This window comes from Kribbella yunnanensis (assembly GCF_039529655.1).
In the GTDB taxonomy this organism is placed as follows: domain Bacteria; phylum Actinomycetota; class Actinomycetes; order Propionibacteriales; family Kribbellaceae; genus Kribbella; species Kribbella yunnanensis.
The window spans coordinates 12,052-31,572 of the sequence record NZ_BAAANF010000007.1; the positions used below are offsets into that span (position 1 = coordinate 12,052).

General features: G+C 66.7%; 14 protein-coding genes. 9 read left to right on the plus strand and 5 right to left on the minus strand.

Annotation, left to right across the window (positions count from 1 at the left end):
- Positions 1-4: 4 nt before the first annotated feature.
- Both ABD231_RS10480 and ABD231_RS10485 read right to left on the minus strand, forming a co-directional pair.
- Complete coding sequence (locus ABD231_RS10480; RefSeq protein WP_344148850.1) at positions 5-6,712, minus strand: glycoside hydrolase family 88 protein; 6,708 nt, start codon at positions 6,710-6,712, stop codon at positions 5-7.
- 122 nt (positions 6,713-6,834) lie between these two features.
- The gene (locus ABD231_RS10485; protein ID WP_344148857.1) at positions 6,835-7,581 is read right to left on the minus strand and encodes a mechanosensitive ion channel family protein; all 747 of its coding nucleotides are present in this window, start codon (positions 7,579-7,581) and stop codon (positions 6,835-6,837) included.
- Positions 7,582-7,790: 209 nt separating this feature from the next.
- Between ABD231_RS10485 and ABD231_RS10490 the strand changes: the two genes are divergently transcribed.
- From ABD231_RS10490 to ABD231_RS10520, 7 genes are all read left to right on the plus strand, one after another.
- Positions 7,791-8,780, plus strand: coding sequence for a hypothetical protein (locus tag ABD231_RS10490; RefSeq protein WP_344148860.1), 990 nt, complete (start codon positions 7,791-7,793; stop codon positions 8,778-8,780).
- A gap of 50 nt (positions 8,781-8,830) precedes the next feature.
- Positions 8,831-10,948, plus strand: coding sequence for a 4-alpha-glucanotransferase (malQ, locus tag ABD231_RS10495; protein ID WP_344148862.1), 2,118 nt, complete (start codon positions 8,831-8,833; stop codon positions 10,946-10,948).
- Positions 10,949-11,235: 287 nt separating this feature from the next.
- The gene (locus ABD231_RS10500) at positions 11,236-11,832 is read left to right on the plus strand and encodes a lytic polysaccharide monooxygenase auxiliary activity family 9 protein (RefSeq protein WP_344148865.1); all 597 of its coding nucleotides are present in this window, start codon (positions 11,236-11,238) and stop codon (positions 11,830-11,832) included.
- 80 nt (positions 11,833-11,912) lie between these two features.
- Positions 11,913-12,401, plus strand: coding sequence for a hypothetical protein (locus tag ABD231_RS10505; RefSeq protein WP_344148868.1), 489 nt, complete (start codon positions 11,913-11,915; stop codon positions 12,399-12,401).
- A gap of 73 nt (positions 12,402-12,474) precedes the next feature.
- Positions 12,475-12,756, plus strand: coding sequence for an aa3-type cytochrome oxidase subunit CtaJ (ctaJ, locus tag ABD231_RS10510; RefSeq protein ID WP_344148870.1), 282 nt, complete (start codon positions 12,475-12,477; stop codon positions 12,754-12,756).
- Positions 12,743-13,141: a DUF5130 family protein gene (locus ABD231_RS10515; RefSeq protein ID WP_344148873.1), complete on the plus strand. Its 399-nt coding sequence runs from the start codon at positions 12,743-12,745 to the stop codon at positions 13,139-13,141. The genes ctaJ and ABD231_RS10515 overlap by 14 nt, the downstream gene beginning before the upstream one ends.
- Positions 13,138-13,746 (plus strand): GNAT family N-acetyltransferase, encoded by a 609-nt coding sequence (locus tag ABD231_RS10520; protein WP_344148876.1) that lies wholly within the window; start codon positions 13,138-13,140, stop codon positions 13,744-13,746. Before ABD231_RS10515 ends, ABD231_RS10520 begins: the two co-directional genes overlap by 4 nt.
- On the opposite strand, the gene ABD231_RS10525 is transcribed toward ABD231_RS10520, so the two are convergent.
- Positions 13,695-14,309, minus strand: a complete 615-nt coding sequence (locus ABD231_RS10525) for a hypothetical protein (protein WP_344148879.1) — start codon at positions 14,307-14,309, stop codon at positions 13,695-13,697. The two genes, ABD231_RS10520 and ABD231_RS10525, sit on opposite strands and share 52 nt — an antisense overlap.
- 235 nt (positions 14,310-14,544) lie before the next feature.
- Here ABD231_RS10525 and ABD231_RS10530 point away from each other — a divergent pair, with 235 nt between their 5' ends.
- Positions 14,545-15,654, plus strand: a complete 1,110-nt coding sequence (locus tag ABD231_RS10530; RefSeq protein WP_344148882.1) for a serine hydrolase domain-containing protein — start codon at positions 14,545-14,547, stop codon at positions 15,652-15,654.
- Here ABD231_RS10530 and ABD231_RS10535 read toward each other — a convergent pair.
- Positions 15,641-16,171: a hypothetical protein gene (locus tag ABD231_RS10535; RefSeq protein WP_344148885.1), complete on the minus strand. Its 531-nt coding sequence runs from the start codon at positions 16,169-16,171 to the stop codon at positions 15,641-15,643. The two genes, ABD231_RS10530 and ABD231_RS10535, sit on opposite strands and share 14 nt — an antisense overlap.
- A 50-nt stretch (positions 16,172-16,221) precedes the next feature.
- Complete coding sequence (gene pepN / locus ABD231_RS10540) at positions 16,222-18,792, minus strand: aminopeptidase N (RefSeq protein WP_344148888.1); 2,571 nt, start codon at positions 18,790-18,792, stop codon at positions 16,222-16,224.
- Between the two features lie 109 nt (positions 18,793-18,901).
- Here pepN and ABD231_RS10545 point away from each other — a divergent pair, with 109 nt between their 5' ends.
- Positions 18,902-19,498, plus strand: coding sequence for a mycothiol-dependent nitroreductase Rv2466c family protein (locus ABD231_RS10545; RefSeq protein WP_344148891.1), 597 nt, complete (start codon positions 18,902-18,904; stop codon positions 19,496-19,498).
- The last annotated feature ends 23 nt before the right edge of the window (positions 19,499-19,521 follow it).

A 19,521-nucleotide genomic window follows, 5' to 3' on the forward strand; every position in this document is an offset into this window, starting at 1 on the left:
GGTCTCAGCCGCGGAACTGCGCGACGACCTTGGTGAAGTCGTACGGGTTCTGCGCGATACCGCTGCAGTTCGCACCGGGGTCTGAGCCGCCGCTGCACGGGCGGTCCCGGTTGACGGCCCAGAAGGTGAAGCGGGCCAGGTGGTGCTGCTGGGCGTAGCTCAGCATGGTCCGGAAGTCCTGCAGCCGGACGGTCTCACTGGGTACGTCGGTCTTGCCGTTCATCGACGAGATGCCCATCCGCCGGTAGGCCTGGTCGTCGCTGTACCCGTAGGCGCTCTTCAGCTTGGCCTTCAGGCCCTCCGAGGCCCGCGTGGTGAGCGTGGCCATGTTGGTCGAGCCACCGCCGAAGTCGAACGGCATGATCACCCAGCCGTCGTTGGCCAGCCCGGCCGCGGCCGCCTTGTTGATCAGCGCGGTACCCCACGAGTCCGGACCGGTCGTGGTGGTGCCGAAGGTGATGTAGGTCTTGATCCCGGCGTTCTTGTTCTTGACGATCTTCAGCGCGTCGACGACCCGCTGCTGGACGGTGTGGTTCTGGAACTCCTTGTCCTCGATGTCGATGTCGATCGCCTTCAGCTTGTAGGCGTCGATCACCTTCTGGTACGCCGCAGCCAGTGCGGAGGCCGATGAACACTTCTGACCGAGCTTGTTCCCCGACCAGCCGCCGAACGACGGGATGATGTCGCCACCGGCACCGCGGATGCTATTGATGACGGACTGGTCGTTGCCGCCGGTGAGGCTGCGATTGCCGTCCCACTTCGGGTTGCAGCCGCCGTCGGACAGCACGAAGGCCATCGTGAACCACTGGTTGCCGGCGGCCTTCATCACGTCGGTCGCCTTCTGCGGATTGCCCCAACCGAGGTACAGGTACGGCGCCGCGCCCATGGCCGCGGGGTCGGCCTGTACTGCGGACCTGGCCTTCGGGCGGAGCTGTTCGTTCATGATCAGGAAGGCGCCGAGGCCGTGGAAGTCGTTCGTGGCGCGCTGCCGGGCGATGTAGTAGCTGTAGTTGCCGACGTTGGTGCCGATGCTGATGTCTTTCAGGTTGGTGCGTCCGTCGCTGCCGAGCGAGATCTTGCCCAGCACGCCCTGGTAGCCGCGATCGGCGACTGCCTGGTACGACGAGTCGACGTACCCACGCTGGATCGCCCGGGAGATGACGAAGGTGTACATCGACGAGCAGGAGGTCTCGGTCCAGTTGTCGGTCCGGCTGCCCTTGTCGACGACCTGGAACCAGCGCCCGGTCTTGGGGTCCTGATACCGCGCATAGCCGGCCACCAGCTTCCGCAGTACGTCGATCAGTTCGGCCCGCCGCGGCTGGTTCGCCGGGACCACTTCGAGCACGTCGATGACCGCCATCCCGTACCAGCCCTCGGCGCGGCACCAGACCTCCGGCGCCAGCCCGGTGTTCGGATCCGCCCAGGTCTGCGCCCGTGCCTCGTCGTACGCGTGCCGTAGTAGTCCGCTCGGGCGCTGCAGATGCTTGGCAGTCGTCAGTAGCTGATCGACTGTCTCCTTGTTCGTGTACGTCGAGTCGCCGAACTCGCGACCGTACTCCGCGAGGAACGGGTCGACCATGAACACCCCGTCGCCCCAGAGCTGGTGCTGTCGGCTGGTGGCGTGCCAGAACCCGCCGTCCGCGGTCCGCGGGTAGCTGTTGAGCCGGGTGCGGATCTTGGTCGCCGCAACCTTGTAGCGGTTGTCGCCGGTCTCGTGATGCAGCAGAACGAGCAGTCGACCGGAGAGCATGCTGTCGAGGTTGTTGAAGCTGTTGCTGATGTTCCCGGACGAGTCGACGAACCGGTCGACCCACGACTTGATGTAGCTCAGGTACTTCGGGTCGTGGGTGCGCTGGTAGACCAGGTACTGCCCGTAGAGGTACAGGCCGATCGGATAGGACCAGCCGCCGATCTCTGTCGGCTTGTAGCGCGCCATGGTCGAGTCGATCATCTCCTTCGACCAGTCCGCCGCCGCCAACGCCTTTGCTGAGGAGGTGGTGGTGACGTCGAGGTAGTCCAGGTTCGGAGCGCCGTCGGCGGTCGTGGCCGTCGCGCGGATGGTGTTCTGGCCGGCGTTGAGGTTCGCAGTGGTCACCAGCGTGCGCCAGAGCGTCCAGGCGCCAGTGGACGGTACTGCGACGTTCTTGGCCACCACAGTCCCATTGACTGCGATGTCGACGGCTCGGTTGGCCGTAGTGCCATTGGCGTGGTCGAACGTAAGAGTGGCCGGGCCAGCCTCTGGCCGGTTGACCGTCCACTGCACGTAGCTGCCGACTGCATTGGGCGTGTTGACGAAACCGGTGCCCGAGAAGCCGGAGTGGTTGGTGTCCACCGTGCTACCGGTCGAGTACGTCGCCGCCTCCGCCTCCGACCGGGTCGTCGTACCGGCGCGACTCACGCGGTAGAGCACGGTCCCGTGCGCCGGGACTGACGCGCTGATCGCACCCGAGGTGGTCCGGGATGCCTTACTCCACAGGTCTTTCAGTGTGTACGACGAAGATCCGCCGAGGCCGAGTGCTGCCGCAGTCGTGGAGATGGTGGCTGCGGACGTCGTTTCGTTGGACAGGGCAACGGCACGGTCGCCGTTGGCCAGAGTCTTGCCGTAGACCACCAGTCCGCCCGACGAGCTGACCACAGTGGCCTGGCGGCCGAGCTTGTCCTGATCGATCGCGATCACGTCGCGGTTGTTGAGGATGTCGAACGTCTCGGCGGATGCCTTGCGCAGGTCGGTGCCGATGAGCAGGGGAGCGGACATGATCGCCCACAGGCTCATGTGCGTGCGGTACTCGGTCGCAGTCATCCCACCGTTGCCGACCTCGAGCATGTCCGGGTCGTTCCAGTGCCCGGGGCCGGCGTACTGGGTGAGCACCCGGTTGGCCTGGGCCTTGCCGATCATGCTGCCCCAGTTGTCACTGATGTCGCCTGTGGTCCGCCACAGGTTGCCGACGTCCTTGCCCCACTGCCATACCCGCGGGGGACCGGTACGGCCCCACTCACAGATCGAGTAGACGATCGGACGACCAGTGTTGAGCAGTGCGTCCCGCATCGCCTTGTAGCGCTGCTGAGCGTCTACGCCCTGGTTGTTGCAGTTGTCGTACTTGAGGTAGTCGACACCCCAGGAGGCGAACAGATTGGCGTCCTGCTGCTCGTGGCCGAGACCGCCGGGGAAGCCTGCGGTGTTGCAGGTCTTGGTGCCGGCACTGGTGTAGATGCCGAACTTGAGTCCCTTGCTGTGCACGTAGTCCGCGACACTCTTGATGCCGTTCGGGAAGCGTGCCGGGTCGGGCACCAGGTTGCCCTGGGCGTTGCGCTGCGGGAGCGCCCAGCAGTCGTCGATGTTGACGTACTGGTACCCGGAGTCCTTCAGACCTTTGCTCACGAACAGGTCGGCGATGCTCTTGATCATCGACTCGTTGAAGGTGCTGGAGCACTTGGTCGAGTTCCAGTTGTTGAAGCCCATCGGGGGTGTCTTGGCGAGACCGTTGTCGAGCATCACAGCAGCATTAGCGGGACAGTTGCTTGTCGAGCCCGTCGCACTGATCCGCAGCGCGCCACCGGTGGTGTTCTTGCCAGTAGCGCAGTACCCGGCCACCGTCTGGAACCCGAGGTCGTGTGGGCTCGCAGTACCGCGTTCGGCGACGAAATCGGTCAGTCCGACGTTTCCGGACTCGTTGGCGATCACTCCGGGCCGACCGTCGTTCTTGGTGAACCGGACCGAGCTGTTGGTGAACTTCACTCCGTTCACGCGACGCATGTACCACCCGTACGCCGGCCTGGTGCCGATGCTGTTCGGGTTGTAGTTCTTCGGGTCGTTGGTCGGTACGCCGGTGCTCATCGTGCCGTTACCGCCGGGCACGTTCAGCTGCACGTTGTCGAACGTCAGGTCGTGGATGCGGTTGCCGGACTCGCCCCACAACGTCGGGCTGTACGCCGTCCCGCGGGAGCCGTCGTACGTGCCGGTGATGTTCTGGTAGGTGATGTTGCTGATCGACCCGACACCGGGGTTGTCCCCGCAGCGCTTGCGGGTGCCGACCTTCTGCATGATGTGGCTGCGGGTTCCGGTCATGGTGATGTCGCGGTAGTGCACGTCGGAGATGTTGCTGCCGTCCATCGACACCATGCCGAGGCCGGACTTGCTGGCTCCGGTGATCTTGATCCGCTCGAAGTTGTAGCCGGTGAAGTCACCACAGGTCTCCGAGCCGAACATCAACGCGTTGCAGCAGCCGGCCGACAGCTCGGCGTCGGAAACCCGGACGTTGCCGTTGTCGATCGTGCGGCCGAGAGCCCAGTCGCTCTTGAACGCGAGCGCGTCGTCGTTCGCCGCGAACTTGGCGTGGGTGATCGTCACGTTCTTGGCGTTGATCACGTTCCAGCCGTCGCGATCGCTCGCTGTGTCGATCACCAGGTTGTCCGAGCTGATGTTGTCGCAGCCGTTGGTGAGCATTGCGAAATGGCCGCCGCGGCGCAGCCGGATGCCGTCCACCCGGAGTCCGTTGCAGCGGGTCAGCGAGATGATCTTGTCCGCCTCGCCGGCCTTCGGATTGCCGGTGATCAGGTGCCCGCCACCGTCGATCGTGCCGGTCCCGGTGAACGCGATGTCGGTGAGCTGGTCGCCCCACATCATCGCGTTGTGGAAGTGGCTGTGCCCGTAGTCCTGGTAGTCGTCGTACGGGTTCGGTTCGGCCGCGTCGTAGGTGTCGTTGCTCGCGCCGAGGATGGTCGCGCCGGAGTCGAGTTGGTAGATGATCTTGCTCTTCAGGTGGATCGAGTTGGCGCTCTTGTAGGTGCCCGCGGGGAAGCGGACCGTGCCGCCACCGGCGTTGGCCGCGGCGGTGATCGTCTTGTTGATCGCCGCGGTGTCGTTGGCGGCGCCGTCCCCCTTCGCGCCGTAGGTCTTCACGTTGAACTCGGCAGCGGTCGCGGCCTGCGTGACCACGCCGGCGGATCGCGCGTACGCCGTACCGACCCAGGTCTCGTCGATGCGCAAGCGCTTGTAGCGGGTGGTGTCACTGGAGGCAGCGTGCGTGTTGACGACCTCCAGCCGCACATGGCGAGCAGTGGTAGCCGGTACGTCGATGTAGACCACGCCGCGGCGACTGGGCAGGGTGCCGGTCTTGATCGGCGAACCCCAGTTCGTACCGTCGGAGCTGGTGTAAACGCGGTAGTCCTTGATCCGGGCGGACTGCTCGGTGGCAGAGCGGGCGTAGGCGACCGAGTCCTCGCGCTGGTTGATGCCGAGGAACCGCACCGTCTTGGCTGAGCCGAGGTCGAAGCGCAGCGACACCGGAGTGGTCTTGCTGCTGTCCCAGTAGGTCGAGTAGTTGCCGTCTGCGGCCGCGGCAGCGTTGGTGCTGGCTGAAGCAGTGACGGTCGCCGGAACGAACCCCTCGCGGCCGGCGGTCTCGACCTTGAACACGGTGTCGTACTGGTCCCACGCGCTGATGCCGGTCAGCGTCAGTACACCGGTCGCCTGCGTGTGCGGGATCACGGCGCCTGTCCGGAGATCGGTCACTCGGGCGACCCGGTAGCCGTTGTCGCGGATCCGCAGGGTGTTCGTCGACGGGCGGGTGAGGACGTGGATGTAGTGCTCGTTGGGGTTGCTGCGACTGACCGTGGTGACTCCGTGCGCTCCGTCGTTCCAGAAGCCGGGCTTCAGGCCGCCGTACGAGTATCCGCCGCCCTCGGTGCCGTGCAGCGACGGCCAGATGGGCTGCAGAAATTTGTCAACAAGGTTGTTAAAACTCTCCTGCTGGGCCGGGAAGCGGCCGTTGACCATGGCGGTCTCGGCCATCAGCGCCTTGATCGACGACCCTGCGTTGGTGACGAGGCGGCCGATCGTCAGCTTGGCGTCCACGGTCGGGTCGGAGCCGTTGTACCACCAGGCGCCGGTCGACGGGAGCTTGAAATCGGCCTCGATCAACCGCGGCGCGGCGGTGTAGACGGCCTGCGGGTAGTCGTAGTTCGGGGACATGCCGGTCTTCTGCTCGTTGCTGATCATGTCCATGATCGGCGTGTCCTCGTTGTTGTTGCTCAACGTGTACGACGGGCGCTCGCGCCGGATCCGCTCGTACAGTCCGTTGCGTTCCCAGTAGGCGTTGTCGTTGTCGATCCAGAAGCCGCCGAGGTTCGGGTAGCGCTGCATCACCTCGACGAAGTTGTCGTAGCTGAACTCGCCGAACCCGTCGCGGGTGCTCAGGTCGACCGAGTGGCCCTTGTACTTCGAGTAGGCGGCGGAATCGAGCCAGCTCTTGCCTGCAGGCAAGCCTTCGGCGTGCCACTGCGGATCGTCGGTCATGTAGAGGATGACCTTCAGGCCCTTGGCCGTCGCGGCGTCGATGGTCTCCTGGACCAGGTCGCGGCCGGTGTGGCAGCTGCCCGGGATCTTGCTCGGCCACGGCCGGGCGTAGCCGAGCCGGCTGTGGAAGGTCGCCAGGACCAGGTACTGCGTGTGCAGCTTCTGGGCCTCGCGAACCCAGTACGCCGGATCCCAGCCGCCGGATTTCACGGCGCTCTCCCAGGTGCTGCAACTGGTGTAGCCGGGGGAGGTGCGCATTCCCCAATGCAGGAACAGTCCGCCGACCGAGTCGCGGAGGAACTGCTGCCGGGGGTGTTGCGGCTCGGCGTTGGCTGGTTGGGTGGGGGCGACCAGCAGAGTGGTCGCCAGAGTGAGGGACAGGAGCGCCACCAGGGCGCGACGCAACGATCGACGCATCTCGAGCTCCAAAACCGGGGCGGGTGAGTTGGATTCGAATTAGGTTAGGAAGGTTTCCTAATCACGCTCGATGATGACGCGCGGTGCTGGTCCGGTCAAGATCTGTGATGATGAAATCTGTGCTATTCCGTCGGAAGGTGAGCGTCTTCCTCGGCCTTCTCGGTGCCGCTGCCGACGCCCGAGGAACCGGTCGCTCCCGGGTCGCGGGTGGTCAGGTTGCCGATCCGCAGGACTTCGCCGTTCCGGACGTACCAGGTGGTGCCGTCCTCACCACGCAGCGTGGTGATCCGCAGGCCGACCGCGATTACGGTGCCGGTCGCCTTCTCCATGTCGATCAGATCGCCGACGCCGTACTGGTCCTCGAAGATCATGAAGACGCCGGCCAGGAAGTCCTTGACCAGCGTCTGGGCGCCGAAACCGAGCGCGACGCCGATGATGCTCGCGGAGGCGATCACCGGCAGGATGTTGAAGCCGAGCTCGGCCAGCACCATCACCACCAGGACGGCGCTGAGCACGATCGTCACGATGCTGCTCAGCAGTGAAGCGATCGTTTCGGCGCGCTGGGCCCGGCGCGTGGTGGCCAGGTTGTTCTCGACGAAGTCCTGGCCGAGCTTCGACTTCGACAGCACGCCGGCCACGGCGCCGTTGCCGGTGCGGCGGGCGAAGCGCCGGATCACCTTGTGCAGCACCCAGCGGAGCAGGAAGAAGCCGATGACGAGCGCGAGGATCCGGGCCGGCACGCGGATGATTTCGTCGGTCACCTCGAGCTTGCCGTCGTTGCCCCACCGGAAGAAGGTTGGGAGCTCCAGCGGACGGGAAAACAGGGGGTGACTGATCGCGGACACAAGGTAGCTGGTCAGAATAGGCATATCGCCGCCCATGTTAGAGGGCGTCTGGGAACTCCACGCCTACTGCGCTGCACTCGGTACGGCACCTCGCCGCACTGGCGGAAAGGCCACGATGAACCACATCGAGGCCTCCCCTCCAGCACGACGATGCACCGCACCGAGCACATGCTCGCTACGGCGCGGAGTACCCAGACACCCTCTCAGTGACCTCGACCAGGGAGACGAATCGCATGCCCAGCCGCTTGGACGACGAGCTGCTCAGGCTCGTGAGCGCGGGCGTGCTGCGCCAGTACCAGGCGGAGGCGCTGCGCGCGGCGGCCGACGCCGAACTCGATGCGGCCCTGGAGCGGCACAAGCCTGAGCCCCCGGCCGCTCCGCCGCCGAAGCCCCGGACGCCGCCGGTCGCGCCGCATTCGAACGCACTGATCGAGGTGCTCGGGTACGTCGGCGGTGCGCTCCTGCTCGGCGCGGTGGCGCTGCTCACGCTGGCCAACTGGGGTGAGATGGGCCGTGCGGCCCGGATCAGCACCGGGACTGTGGCCGCGGTCGTGCTGCTCGGGGCGGCCGTCGTACTGAAGATCTTCCGGCGCCGGGACCAGCTCGCGTCGGCGTTGGCCTCGCTCGGATGTTGCGTGGCCGGATTCGCCACCTACGTCGCGATCGAGGGGGAGGCAGGCCGGGTCACCGGAGTCGCCGTCGCACTCACCCTGGCCGGTCTCGGTCTGTGGTGGCTGGCCGGGTCGTCGTTGCTGGTGGCAACGTTCGGCATCCTGGCCGTCGGGGTGCTGGTGATCACCGCCGACGTGCTGACCCCGGACGACGGATCGGCGTCGAACTCGGCCGGGATCGCCGGGACCGGGTTCATCCTGGTCGCGTTCGTGCTGGCAATGCTCGGGCTGGTCCGTGACCAGCCGACTGCCTGGTCGCTGGCCGGTGCGGCGATGTTCAGTTCGTCGATCTGCTGGCTGATCCAGGAGCGCGGCGAGATCATGGCGCTGGCTGTCGGAACCGCCGGTCCGGCCGCACTGCTGGTCGCCTACGGGAGGCGGCGCGCATCGGCGTACGCGGTGGTCGGTTGCTCGATCCTGCTGGTCATCTGGCCGACTGCGCTCTACCAGCTCACCGACAACGTCGCAGGGGTCGCCATCGGGCTCGTGGTGGCCAGTGTGGCCCTCCTGTTCGCCGTACTGGTGCTCAGCAAGCGCCGACCGGCCGACTGACACGGCGCTGCGTTACACACCAAGGGCCTTGATGCGGCAGACTCGCTGAGGTGACTGCTCCCACTCCGGCCCTTGTCGAGCTAGCGGTTGCCCATGGCGTGGCGACGGAGTACTGGAACTGGCAAGGCGAGCATGTGATCGTCTCCAGCGAGGTTGTCTCCACTGTGCTCGCGGCACTCGGTGTGGATGCTTCCACGCCCGACAAGGCTGCTGAGGCCCTGGACGAACACCAGTTGGCGCGTTGGCGACGGACGCTGCCCGCCACTGTGGTGATGCGCGCGGGCTGGACGCCATGGTTCGCCGTACACCTGCCGCATGGGTCCACTGCTGAGGTGTGGGTCGACCTGGAGGACGGCGGCCAGCGACGGGACATCCCGCAGCAGGAGCACTGGGTCGAGCCGGAGTGGGTCGACGGCGTGCAGACCGGCGAGGCGACGTACCAGCTGCCGGGAGACTTGCCGCTGGGCTACCACCGGCTGTGCGCGCGGATCGGCAGTAGTCCGGAGATCTCGGTCGGCTCGCTGATTGTCACCCCCGCGAAGCTGGAGCCGGAGAAGCTCAACCGCACCTGGGGCTGGGTACTGCAGCTGTACTCCGTCCGCTCCCGACGCTCGTGGGGGATCGGCGACCTGCACGACCTCGCCGATCTGGCCGCTTGGTCCGCCAACGACCTGGGTGCCGGGTTCGTGCTGATCAACCCGCTGCATGCGGCGGAACTGGCCGGTCGAATGGAGCCCTCGCCGTACCTGCCGGCGTCGCGGCGGTTCGGCAACCCGATCTACCTGCGCATCGAGGACATCGACGAGTACGGCGATCTGGCACCGGCCGAGCGGGATCGGGTCCGGACGCTCAGTCTGCAGGCGCGGGCTCTGAGCGAGGACGCGAACGCTCTGGACCGCGACACCGTCTGGGCTGCCAAGCGCGAGGCACTGCAGCTCCTGTTCGGTGTGCGGCCCTCGATCGGCCGCATCGCCGAGTACGGCGCGTACTGCGACCGTGAGAACCAGGGGCTGGTCGACTTCGCGACCTGGGCGGCGATCTCCGACGTACACGGGCCTGAGTGGAGTAAGTGGCCCGAGGAGCTGCAGGACCCGACCAGCTCGGCGGTCACCGCGTTCCGGAACGAGAACCCGGACGCGGTGGAGTTCCACTGCTGGCTGCAGTGGCAGATGGACGATCAGCTCGCCCGCACGCAGGCCAGGGCCAAGACCGCCGGCATGTCGCTGGGCGTCGTACACGACCTGGCAGTCGGCGTGCACCCGGACGGTGCGGACGCCTGGGCGCTGCAGCACGTGCTGGCACAGGGCATCCATGTCGGAGCGCCGCCGGACGCGTTCAACCAGCAGGGACAGGACTGGTCCCAGCCGCCCTGGCGGCCGAACGCACTGGTCGAGACCGGGTACGCCGCCTGGCGGGACCTGGTCCGCGCGGTGATGCGCCACGGCGGGGGACTGCGGATCGACCACATCCTCGGCATGTTCCGCCTCTGGTGGGTGACCTCACCGGAGGCGCCGACCGAGGGCACCTACGTGCGCTACGACCACGAGGCGCTGATCGGCATCCTCGTACTGGAGGCCACCCGCGCTGGAGTGACAGTCGTGGGGGAGGACCTCGGCACTGTCGAGCCCTGGGTGCGTGACTACCTGACCGAGCGCGGAGTGCTCGGTACGTCGGTGCTGTGGTTCGAGCGGGATGCCGATGGCAAGCCACTCGCCCCGGAGCGCTGGCGCGAGCTGTGTCTGGCCACCGTCACCACGCACGACCTGCCGCCGACCGCGGGCTACCTGGCCGGCGACCATGTCGAGCTGCGCAACCGCCTCGGCCTGCTGACCCGTCCGGTCGCCGAAGAGCTGGCCGTGGACGAGGCGGACCGGGATGCGTGGCTGGACGCACTGCGCGAGCGCCACCTGCTCCGCTACACCGACGGCGATGTCGAACGCATCGTGGAGGCACTGCACCAGTACGTCGCTCACACTCCGTCGAAACTCGTCGGTGTCGCACTGACCGATGCCGTCGGAGAGCGTCGTACCCAGAACCAGCCGGGCACCACGGACGAGTACCCGAACTGGCGAGTCCCGCTCGGCGGCCCCGACGGCGAACCGGTGCTGATCGAGCACCTGCCGAACAATCTCCGACTCAGACGCTTGATCGGCGCTCTGACAATTTAGTTTCCTGGGTTGGAACTTCGACGGCACCGGAGGCGCCCAGGCACGCACCTCGCTGCGTTGGAGAAGCATCCACGATGAACACCGCATCGAGGACGCTCCTCCGCCTTGCGATGCACGCACCTGGACACCTCCGGCACTCGCCGAACTTCCAACCCAGGAAACTTAGCTTTCCGTATTTCACCCGTCACGAGTTGTTGACAATAGATTTGAAGAGTTGTTTTCTATTGGTCAACCACGAAGGCGCCTTCCTTCACTGTCACCGCCCCTACAGTTGAAGGAGTTATCTCATGCTGCGATCACGCAAAGTCAGCATGGCCGGTGTTGCTGTCGGTGCCCTGGCATTGACGTTCAGCACCTCGGTCCCCATGGCCAGTGCCCACGGCTGGACCAACGCACCGATCAGCCGAGCCAAGCACTGCCAGGCCAATCAGTCGCTCAACTGCGGCAACATCCAGTGGGAGCCGCAGAGTGTCGAGGGACCGAAGGGCTTCCCGAACGGCGGCCCGCCGGACGGCAAGATCTGCTCGGCCGGGATCGGTGCCTTCGCGCAACTGGATGACCAGCGGAACGGCAGCTGGCCGACCAATCGCCTGACCTCAGGCGCGAACTTCACGTTCAAGTGGCACTTCACCGCCTCGCACTCGACGACCGACTTCCGGTACTACGTCACCAAGAACGGCTGGAACCAGAACGCTCCGCTGACCCGCGGGGCGCTGGAGTTGAACCCGTTCCTGACCGTTCCGTACAGCGGCCGGCCGCCGTCCGACCTGGCGCACAGCGGCAACCTGCCGAGCGGCAAGAGTGGCCGGCACATGATTCTGGCGGTCTGGACCATCGCCGACACGGGGAACGCCTTCTACCAGTGTTCGGATGTTAACTTCTGATCTATCTGAAGGTTTGGTAAATAACTTTCTTGGGCATTCCACTCCTTGAAATAACCGCCCCTATTTCAAGGAGTGTCCCCATGAAGGTTGTGCTCCGTGTTCTGACCGCCGCTGTCGTGATGGTGGCCGGCCTGCTGCCGGCTGTCGAAGCGTCCGCGCTGACCAAGCTGACGCATGCCCAGGCCGCCTCGATCTTCAGTGCGGCCGGTATCACCTGGTCGTCGAGCGGCAACTGCTCGGACTGGAACAACTCGACCTGCACGTCGTTCACCAACATCAACGACAGCACCGTGTACGGCGTCCGCACGCTGAAGCAGGCGAGCGGGTGTGCCGTGAACGTCACCGGCGGTACCGAGACGGGTCACGCGAGTGGCACCTACAGCCACCGCAACGGCTACAAGGTCGACATCTCCGTCTACACCTGCGTGAGCAACTACATCCGCAACACCTTCACCCGGATCGCCGACCGTGGTGACGGCGCCCAGCAGTGGCGCTCCGGCGCGGGCAACATCTACGCCAACGAGGGCAACCACTGGGACATCCTCTACTACAACTGCGGCGGCTGCTGACGATCTGAGGCTTCCGGCTGCTGCAGGCGAGGCCCTGGAGCAGCCGGCGGTCCGGAAGTACTAGGCTGCGGGTGTGATTGCTGAGCTGTCCGGCCACACGGTGTTGGTGTTCGTCGGCATTCCTGTGTTGGTGGCTGCGGTGCTGGCCCTGCTGGTGTTCGCGGGGTCGATCGCGAGCGGCCCGCGGTACCGGCCGGGGTTGTCCTGGTGGGCGCCGCCGGTCTGGATCAACGGACCGGTCGCCACCAAGCCCGACCCTGCCAACCTGCCCGAGCTGCCCGCCGCTCCGGGAACCCTCGCGACCGCCGGTGCCGGCGTCGCCCGTACGACCGGAGGCGCAAGTGCCAGTTGGTGACGCGTTCACGCCCGACCAGCTCTACGACATCGAGCGCGCGGTCCGGCACGCCGAGGAGGCGTCCGGCCTGCACTTCTCCGTGTACGTCGGTGGTGCGGACTCCGAGACCCGTCCGTTCGCCGTCGAGCTGCTGAACGAGCTCGAGGACCCGGATCACACCGTCCTGGTGTACGTCGACCCGGCCGGTCGCCGGCTGGAGATCGTCACCGGCTCCGAGGCGAAACGCCAGCTGTCGGACACCGCCGCCGGCCTGGCCGCGCTGACGATGCAGACGTCGTTCGCCACGGGTGACCTCACCGGCGGTCTGGTGACCGGAGTGCAGCAGCTGGGTACCAACGCGCACCAGGCGCCCCTGCTGCACGCCAACGAGCCCCACAAGCAGTGACCCCGGCCCTGCAGCCGCACCGCATCGAGCTGGACGACGTCGTACTGCGTCCGTTCGTAGCGTCCGACGAGGATGCGGTGGCCGAGGCGCTGCGGGATCCTGACGTACTGCGCTGGACCGCGGGGACTGCGGTGATCCGCACTCCTGCGGACCAGCGGGCCCGGCGCTGGCTCGGGCCGCGTCTGGACGCCTGGGCGCGTGGCAACGCCATCTTCGCCATCGCGGACCGCAGCACCGACTACGTGCTCGGGAACGTCGCCTTGCGGGATGTGCACCGGGTCCCGGACCAAGCGGTCGCCGCCTACTGGGTCAGTCCGGCCGCTCGTGGTCGAGCTCTCGGGGCCCGCGCTCTGGACGCGGCTGCACGCTGGGCGTTCGCCCCGGACGGCCTAGGGCTGCACCGCATCTCGCTCGACCACTCGCTGGTCAACGAGGGGTCCTGCCGGGTCGCTCTTCGCGCAGGGTTCCAGCTGGAAGGGACCATGCGGGACTACTACGTCGAGCCGGATGGCGAGCGGCATGACTCACACCTGCACGCCCGGCTGGCGACCGATCACCTGCCGGCGGTCGCCGGTTCGAAGGTTGGGCAGGCAGGGTTGTCGTAGGCGCGCTGCGTCTTCGGTGCGGTGCACAGATTGAGCATCTGAGCCGACGACGTACCAGGGCCGAGGTAGACGACCCACGTGTCGAGCACTGGCTCGCCTGAGCTGTTGGCGAAGCCCGGATACTGACCGTTGACCAGCATGGCCTTCGCGGGGACACCAGCCGCGATGATCTTCGCCGCCGTGTTCTGTGCGAGCTGTCCGGCATCCAGGCCGGTGTCGGACGAGTACTTGTCGAGCACCGCGATCCACTGGCCGCGCGTGAAGCGAGGTGAGGTCGGCCCAGTGTTTGGCGGTGTACTCGTCGTCGTCTCGGGAGCAGAGCGACTGGTCGGCGGCTTCCGGTCGGCCTTGGACACGACCGAGGGGTGCGCACTGGGAGTCGGCGTCGAGGCAGGGCTGTCCGGTACGGCGGCCGCGCGCACCGCGTCGTCATCCGGTGGCGTGGTTTCGCCTTTGGTCAGGATGAACGCGGACACGGTCGCGATCGCGGCAGTCGCGACTATGGCGGCACCGACCGCACTGCGGGACCGCTGCTGCTTCTTTTTCCGGCGATGTGATGTCACGGCACAGGACCCCTCCCCAGGTCTCTCCGCGTGAGCTTAAACCGAACCGGGCTGGAAGTGAGTGTTCTTCAAGTGGCGAGAATCTCCTTCTGAGCAAGGAGATCGCAGTCCGCGCACGACTCCTCACGGTGTGCCGACGAGCAATCGTTTGATGGCTACAGGTCGCGTTCGCGCTACCACTGTCCGGGTCCGTAGGCGATGGTGACGTGATTGGTGCGTTGAAAGCCTTCGAGACATGAGAAGACGACTTTTCGCCGCCATCGCCCTGACGCTGGTGGCAACCGCCGTACCGGTCAGTGCCGAGGCCGGCCGATCCACGCTGCAACGAGACGCCGACGGAATCGTCGCCACCGGAGTGACCGGCGTACTGGCTCGAGAGACGTCACCACACGGCTCGCGGACTGCAGTCAGCGGAGTGCGGGTGCGCCCAGACGGCCGGTTCCGGATCGGGAGCACCAACAAGGTGCTGGTGGGGACTGTGGTGCTGCAGTTGGTCGCCGAAGGCCGCATGCGGCTGGACGACTCGGTGGAGAAGTGGCTGCCTGGTCTCACCGCCGGTACCGAGTACGACGGGCGGAAGATCACTGTGCGGCAGCTGCTGCAGCACACCGCCGGCATCTCCGACGAGAGCTTCCCGAACATTGCTTCCGCGGAGCAGTACTACGAGCGCCGCTACCTCGTGCACACCGAGGAGGCGATCGTGCAAGCGGGCCTGAAGAACAAGCCGACGTTCCCGCCGGGGAAGGGCTGGACCTACTCGAACACCGGCTATGACCTCGTGGGTCTGGTGATCAAGGCCGTCACCGGACGGACTTGGTACGACGAGGTCGACCGCCGGATCGTCCGCCCGTTGCACCTGCGCGACACGTACTTCCCGCGCACGGATCCGCGGATCGCTGGTCCGCATGCGCGCGGCTACACCCGCTTCACGGCGGGCGAGTACACCGACACCACCGACGTGATCGACGCGGACGCGTCCGGCGGCTACATCTCCACGCTGAAGGACCTGGACCGGATTCTGCGCTCGATCTTCGACGGACGGTTGCTCGCGCGGGCTCAGTTGGATGAACTGACCACTACGGTCGAGACCGACGAGACTGCCGAGCTCGTGTGGCGGAACCCCCGCTACGGACTGGGGGTCTTCTCCCGCGATCTGCCGTGTGGCGGGCGGGTCTGGATTCCGGGTGGTGACCAGATCGGCTTCAAGACTCGTGCAGCGGTCAGCGCCGACGGCCGCCGCAGTGTGGTGGTCTCGATGTCCACTCAGCTGTACGACTCGATGGACGCGCTGCTCGCTCAGGAGAAGGCGGCCAGCAAGCTCATCGACGAGGTCATGTGCCGCTAGGGATGCCGTCCGGCTTCGGCTGGGGGCGCGTGTCGAGCGCGTCCTCCAGCCAGGCGTCCACATCGACGCCACCGCTCAAGATGTGTTTCACGTACGCCGTCCGCTCGTGGCTGAGCACCTCGAGCTCCCAGACGCTCGGTGCGACGCCGGTCGGCACAGGCCGCAAGTCGTCCACGTCGACACCGCTGAACCTGCTCAGTCTGGACTGGTAGTCCTTCGTCCAGCTGTGCACGACCAAGTAGGCGCCGTCGTCGCTCAGATGCAGTACGACGACGGCCAGGCCGACCGAGCCCATCGCATCGTCGAAGTCGAGCTGTCGGCTCGCACCGGTCCGAGCGAACTCGACCATCTGATCGTCCCACTGCCTACCGCGCGCAGTGATGATGTACGGCTTGACCAGCCGATGCGGATCCCGCCAGGGGAGCAGGGGTGTGACAGGGCGCGGGCGGTACGCCTCAGCGAGTCCAGTCAGCGCGACAGCGGCTGCACCGGCCAGGGCGGGGTCAGAAGCAGGCATCTGCTCTGTTCTACCCCGGCCGGGTGCACGCTGTCTCCCTAACCGGCGACCTAGCTCGCGTCTCGGACCTGTGCAGCGATCGCCCGGGTCAGGTCGGCCTGGGCCTCGGAGACGTAGCGCCGGGTCGGTGCGTCGACCGCCGTCGACTCTGCGGCCAGCCAGTCGGTGAGCGCGTCCAGCGTCGGCTGCTCGGCCAGGTTCCGCGGCGACAGGTAGACCAGCACGTTCTCGCCCATGGACGAGCCGAGCCGGGTGTAGACGTCCTTGGCTGCGCTCAGGTACTTCCCGACGTACGGGCGGAGCAGGTCCTCCTGGCCGGGCTGCTGGAAGCCGAGGATGGTCCGGAACTGCGTCTCGTTCGGAGTGTCTCCGGACTCGACCGCGATCCGCCACGCCTCTTCCTTGGCCTCGGCGGTCGGCCGCGCAGCGCGGGCCTGGGCGGCTCGCTCGCCACCGGTGATGGTGGTGTCGCGGGTCAGCTCGTCGTCGATCTCGTCGGCGCCGATCCGGCCCAGCCGGGACAGTGCGACGATCAGCGTCCAGCGCAGGTCGGTGTCGACGACCAGGCCGGCGGGCAGCTCCCGCTCGTCCAGCCACGCGGCCAGCCGGTCCGCACCGGCCTCGGAGAAGACCGCACTGGTGTAGGCCCGGACGAACGCGAGCTGGTGATCGCTACCGGCTTCGGCGTCGTTGACGAGGCCCAGGAGGGCCTCCTCGAACTGGATCCGCAGGGCGTCTCGCTTGTCTGGTGCGGCGTACAGGTTGATGGCGCTGGTGACCTGCGAGAGCAGCGACCGGACGCCGGTCAGGTCACTCTCGGCGCGAATCCCGCGCAGCACGATGTCGACGTACTGGCTGGCCGGCATCTCGGCGTCCCGGGTCATGTCCCAGGCCGCACCCCAGGCGAGTGCTCGGGGCAGCGACTCCGACAGCTGGTCGATGGACTCGACCAGAGTGGCGCGCGAGCGCTCGTCGAGCCGGATCTTCGCGTAGGTGAGGTCGTCGTCGTTCAGCAGCACGAGGTCCGGCTGCGTGGCGCCGACGAGCTCGGCCAGCTCGGTACGAGCGCCGTCGATGTCCACCTCGAACCGCTCGGTGCGGACGAGGCCCTCGTCGGTACGCCGGTACAGACCGACGGCCAGGCGGTGCGGACGCAGTACTGGGTACTCCGCGGCAGCGGTCTGCTCGATCGCGAACGCGGTGAACTTGCCGTCCGCGTCGACGCCGAAGTCTGCCTGCAGCGTGTTCACGCCAGCGGTCCGCAGCCAGCGCTCAGTCCAGTCGTCGAGGTCGCGGCCGGAGGCCTTCTCGAGCGGCTTGAGCAGGTCGGTCAGCTCGGTGTTGCCGAACGCGTGATCGGCGAAGTACTCCTTCAGGGCGGTGATGAAGGTGTCCTCACCGACGAACGCGACCAGCTGCCGCAGGGTGGAGGCGCCCTTGGCGTAGGTGATGCCGTCGAAGTTCACCTCGACCGCGTGGAAGTCGACCATGTCGGCCGCGATCGGGTGCGTCGAGGGCAGCTGGTCCTGCCGGTACGCCCAGTTCTTGCGGGCGTTGCAGAACGTCGTCCAGGCACCGGCGTACTTGGTGGTGGCGGTCGCCTGCGCCCAGTGCGAGGCCCACTCGGCGAACGACTCGTTCAGCCACAGGTCGTCCCACCAGGTCATCGTGACCAGGTCGCCGAACCACATGTGCGCCAGCTCGTGCAGCACGGTGTTGGCGCGGCTCTCGAGCTCCGCGTGCGTGGTGCGGCTGCGGAAGATGTACTCGTCGCGAAGGGTCACGCAGCCCGCGTTCTCCATCGCACCCATGTTGTACTCCGGCACGAACGCCTGGTCGTACTTGTGGAACGGGTACGGCGTCCCGAAGGCCTCCTCGAACAGCGCGAAGCCCTGCTTGGTCACCTCGAACAGGTCCTCGGTGTCGAGCGAGTCCTTGAGCGACGGACGGCACAGCAGCGACAGCGGGTAGGTGCCGTGCGGGCCTTCGTAGGCGTCGGTGACCACGTGGTACGGACCGGCTACCACAGCGGTGATGTACGTCGACATCCGCTCGGTCGGCGGGAACTCCCAGCGCGCGAGCTCCTCGCCGCTCGGACCGGCGTACGGCGTCGGCTCGGGGGTGGGGGAGTTGGAGATGACCACCCAGCGGGCCGGGGCGGAGACGGTGAAAGTGAAAGGGGCCTTGAGGTTCGGCTGCTCGAAGGTGGTGAACACCCGGCGGGCGTCCGGCACCTCGAACTGCGTGTAGAGGTAGGTCTCCTTGTCGGCCGGGTCGACCGAGCGGTGCAGCCCTTCACCGGTCCGCGAGTACAGGCAGTCCGCGACCACGCGCAGCTCGTTGGCGGCCGCGAGACCGTCGAGCTGGATGCGAGCGCCGTCGTACACCGTGTCCGGGTCGAGGGAGGTGCCGTTCAGCGTGACCTCACGGACCTTGTCCGCGATCAGATCGGCGAACGTGCTCGCGCCGTCGGTCGCGGTGAAGGTGATCGTGGTCACGGACGGGAAGGTCGGCGCTCCACTCGGGGCGTTGGTCAGGTCCAGCTCGATGGCGTAGCTGACATCGCTGACCACACCGGCACGGGTACGCGCCTCATCGCGCGTCAGGTTGGTTCCAGGCATATCGGCATCCTATGCACCTGACGTCTGCGTTGGATGCGGGTTATCCCGCGACATCCATCGATGGATACCAAGCCGGTACCCATTTCTTCAATTTTGTATGATCGAGCACATGACTGCTTCCGCCGATTTCTGGTTCGACCCGGCCTGCCCCTGGGCCTGGATGACGTCCCGCTGGATGCTCGAGGTCGAGCAGGTCCGCGACGTGACCACGACCTGGCATGTGATGAGCCTCGCCGTACTGAACGAGGAACGTGACGAACACGACGCCAACTGGCACCGCAAACTCGGCTACGTGCGGGTGCTGATCGCCGCCGAGCAGGCGCACGGCAACGAGGTCCTGCTGCCGCTCTACACCGCACTCGGCCGCCGGATCCACAACGACGGCCGCGGCGCCAAGGACGAGCAGGTCCTGCCCGAGGCGCTCGCCGAAGCCGGTCTGCCGCCGTCGCTGATCGAGGCCTTCGGTGACAGCCGGTACGACGAGGCGCTGCGCAAGTCGCATCACGCCGGGATGGACCAGGTCGGGATGGAGGTCGGTACGCCGGTCATCTCGGTCGCGGGCACCGCGTTCTTCGGACCGGTCGTGACGCCGGCGCCGAAGGGCGAGGCGGCGGGCAAGTTGTGGGACGGCGTCCTGCTGGTGGCCGGCACCGACGGATTCTTCGAGATCAAGCGCAGCCGCGACCGCGACCCGATCTTCGACTGAAGGTTTGATCTACGGGCCGGCCG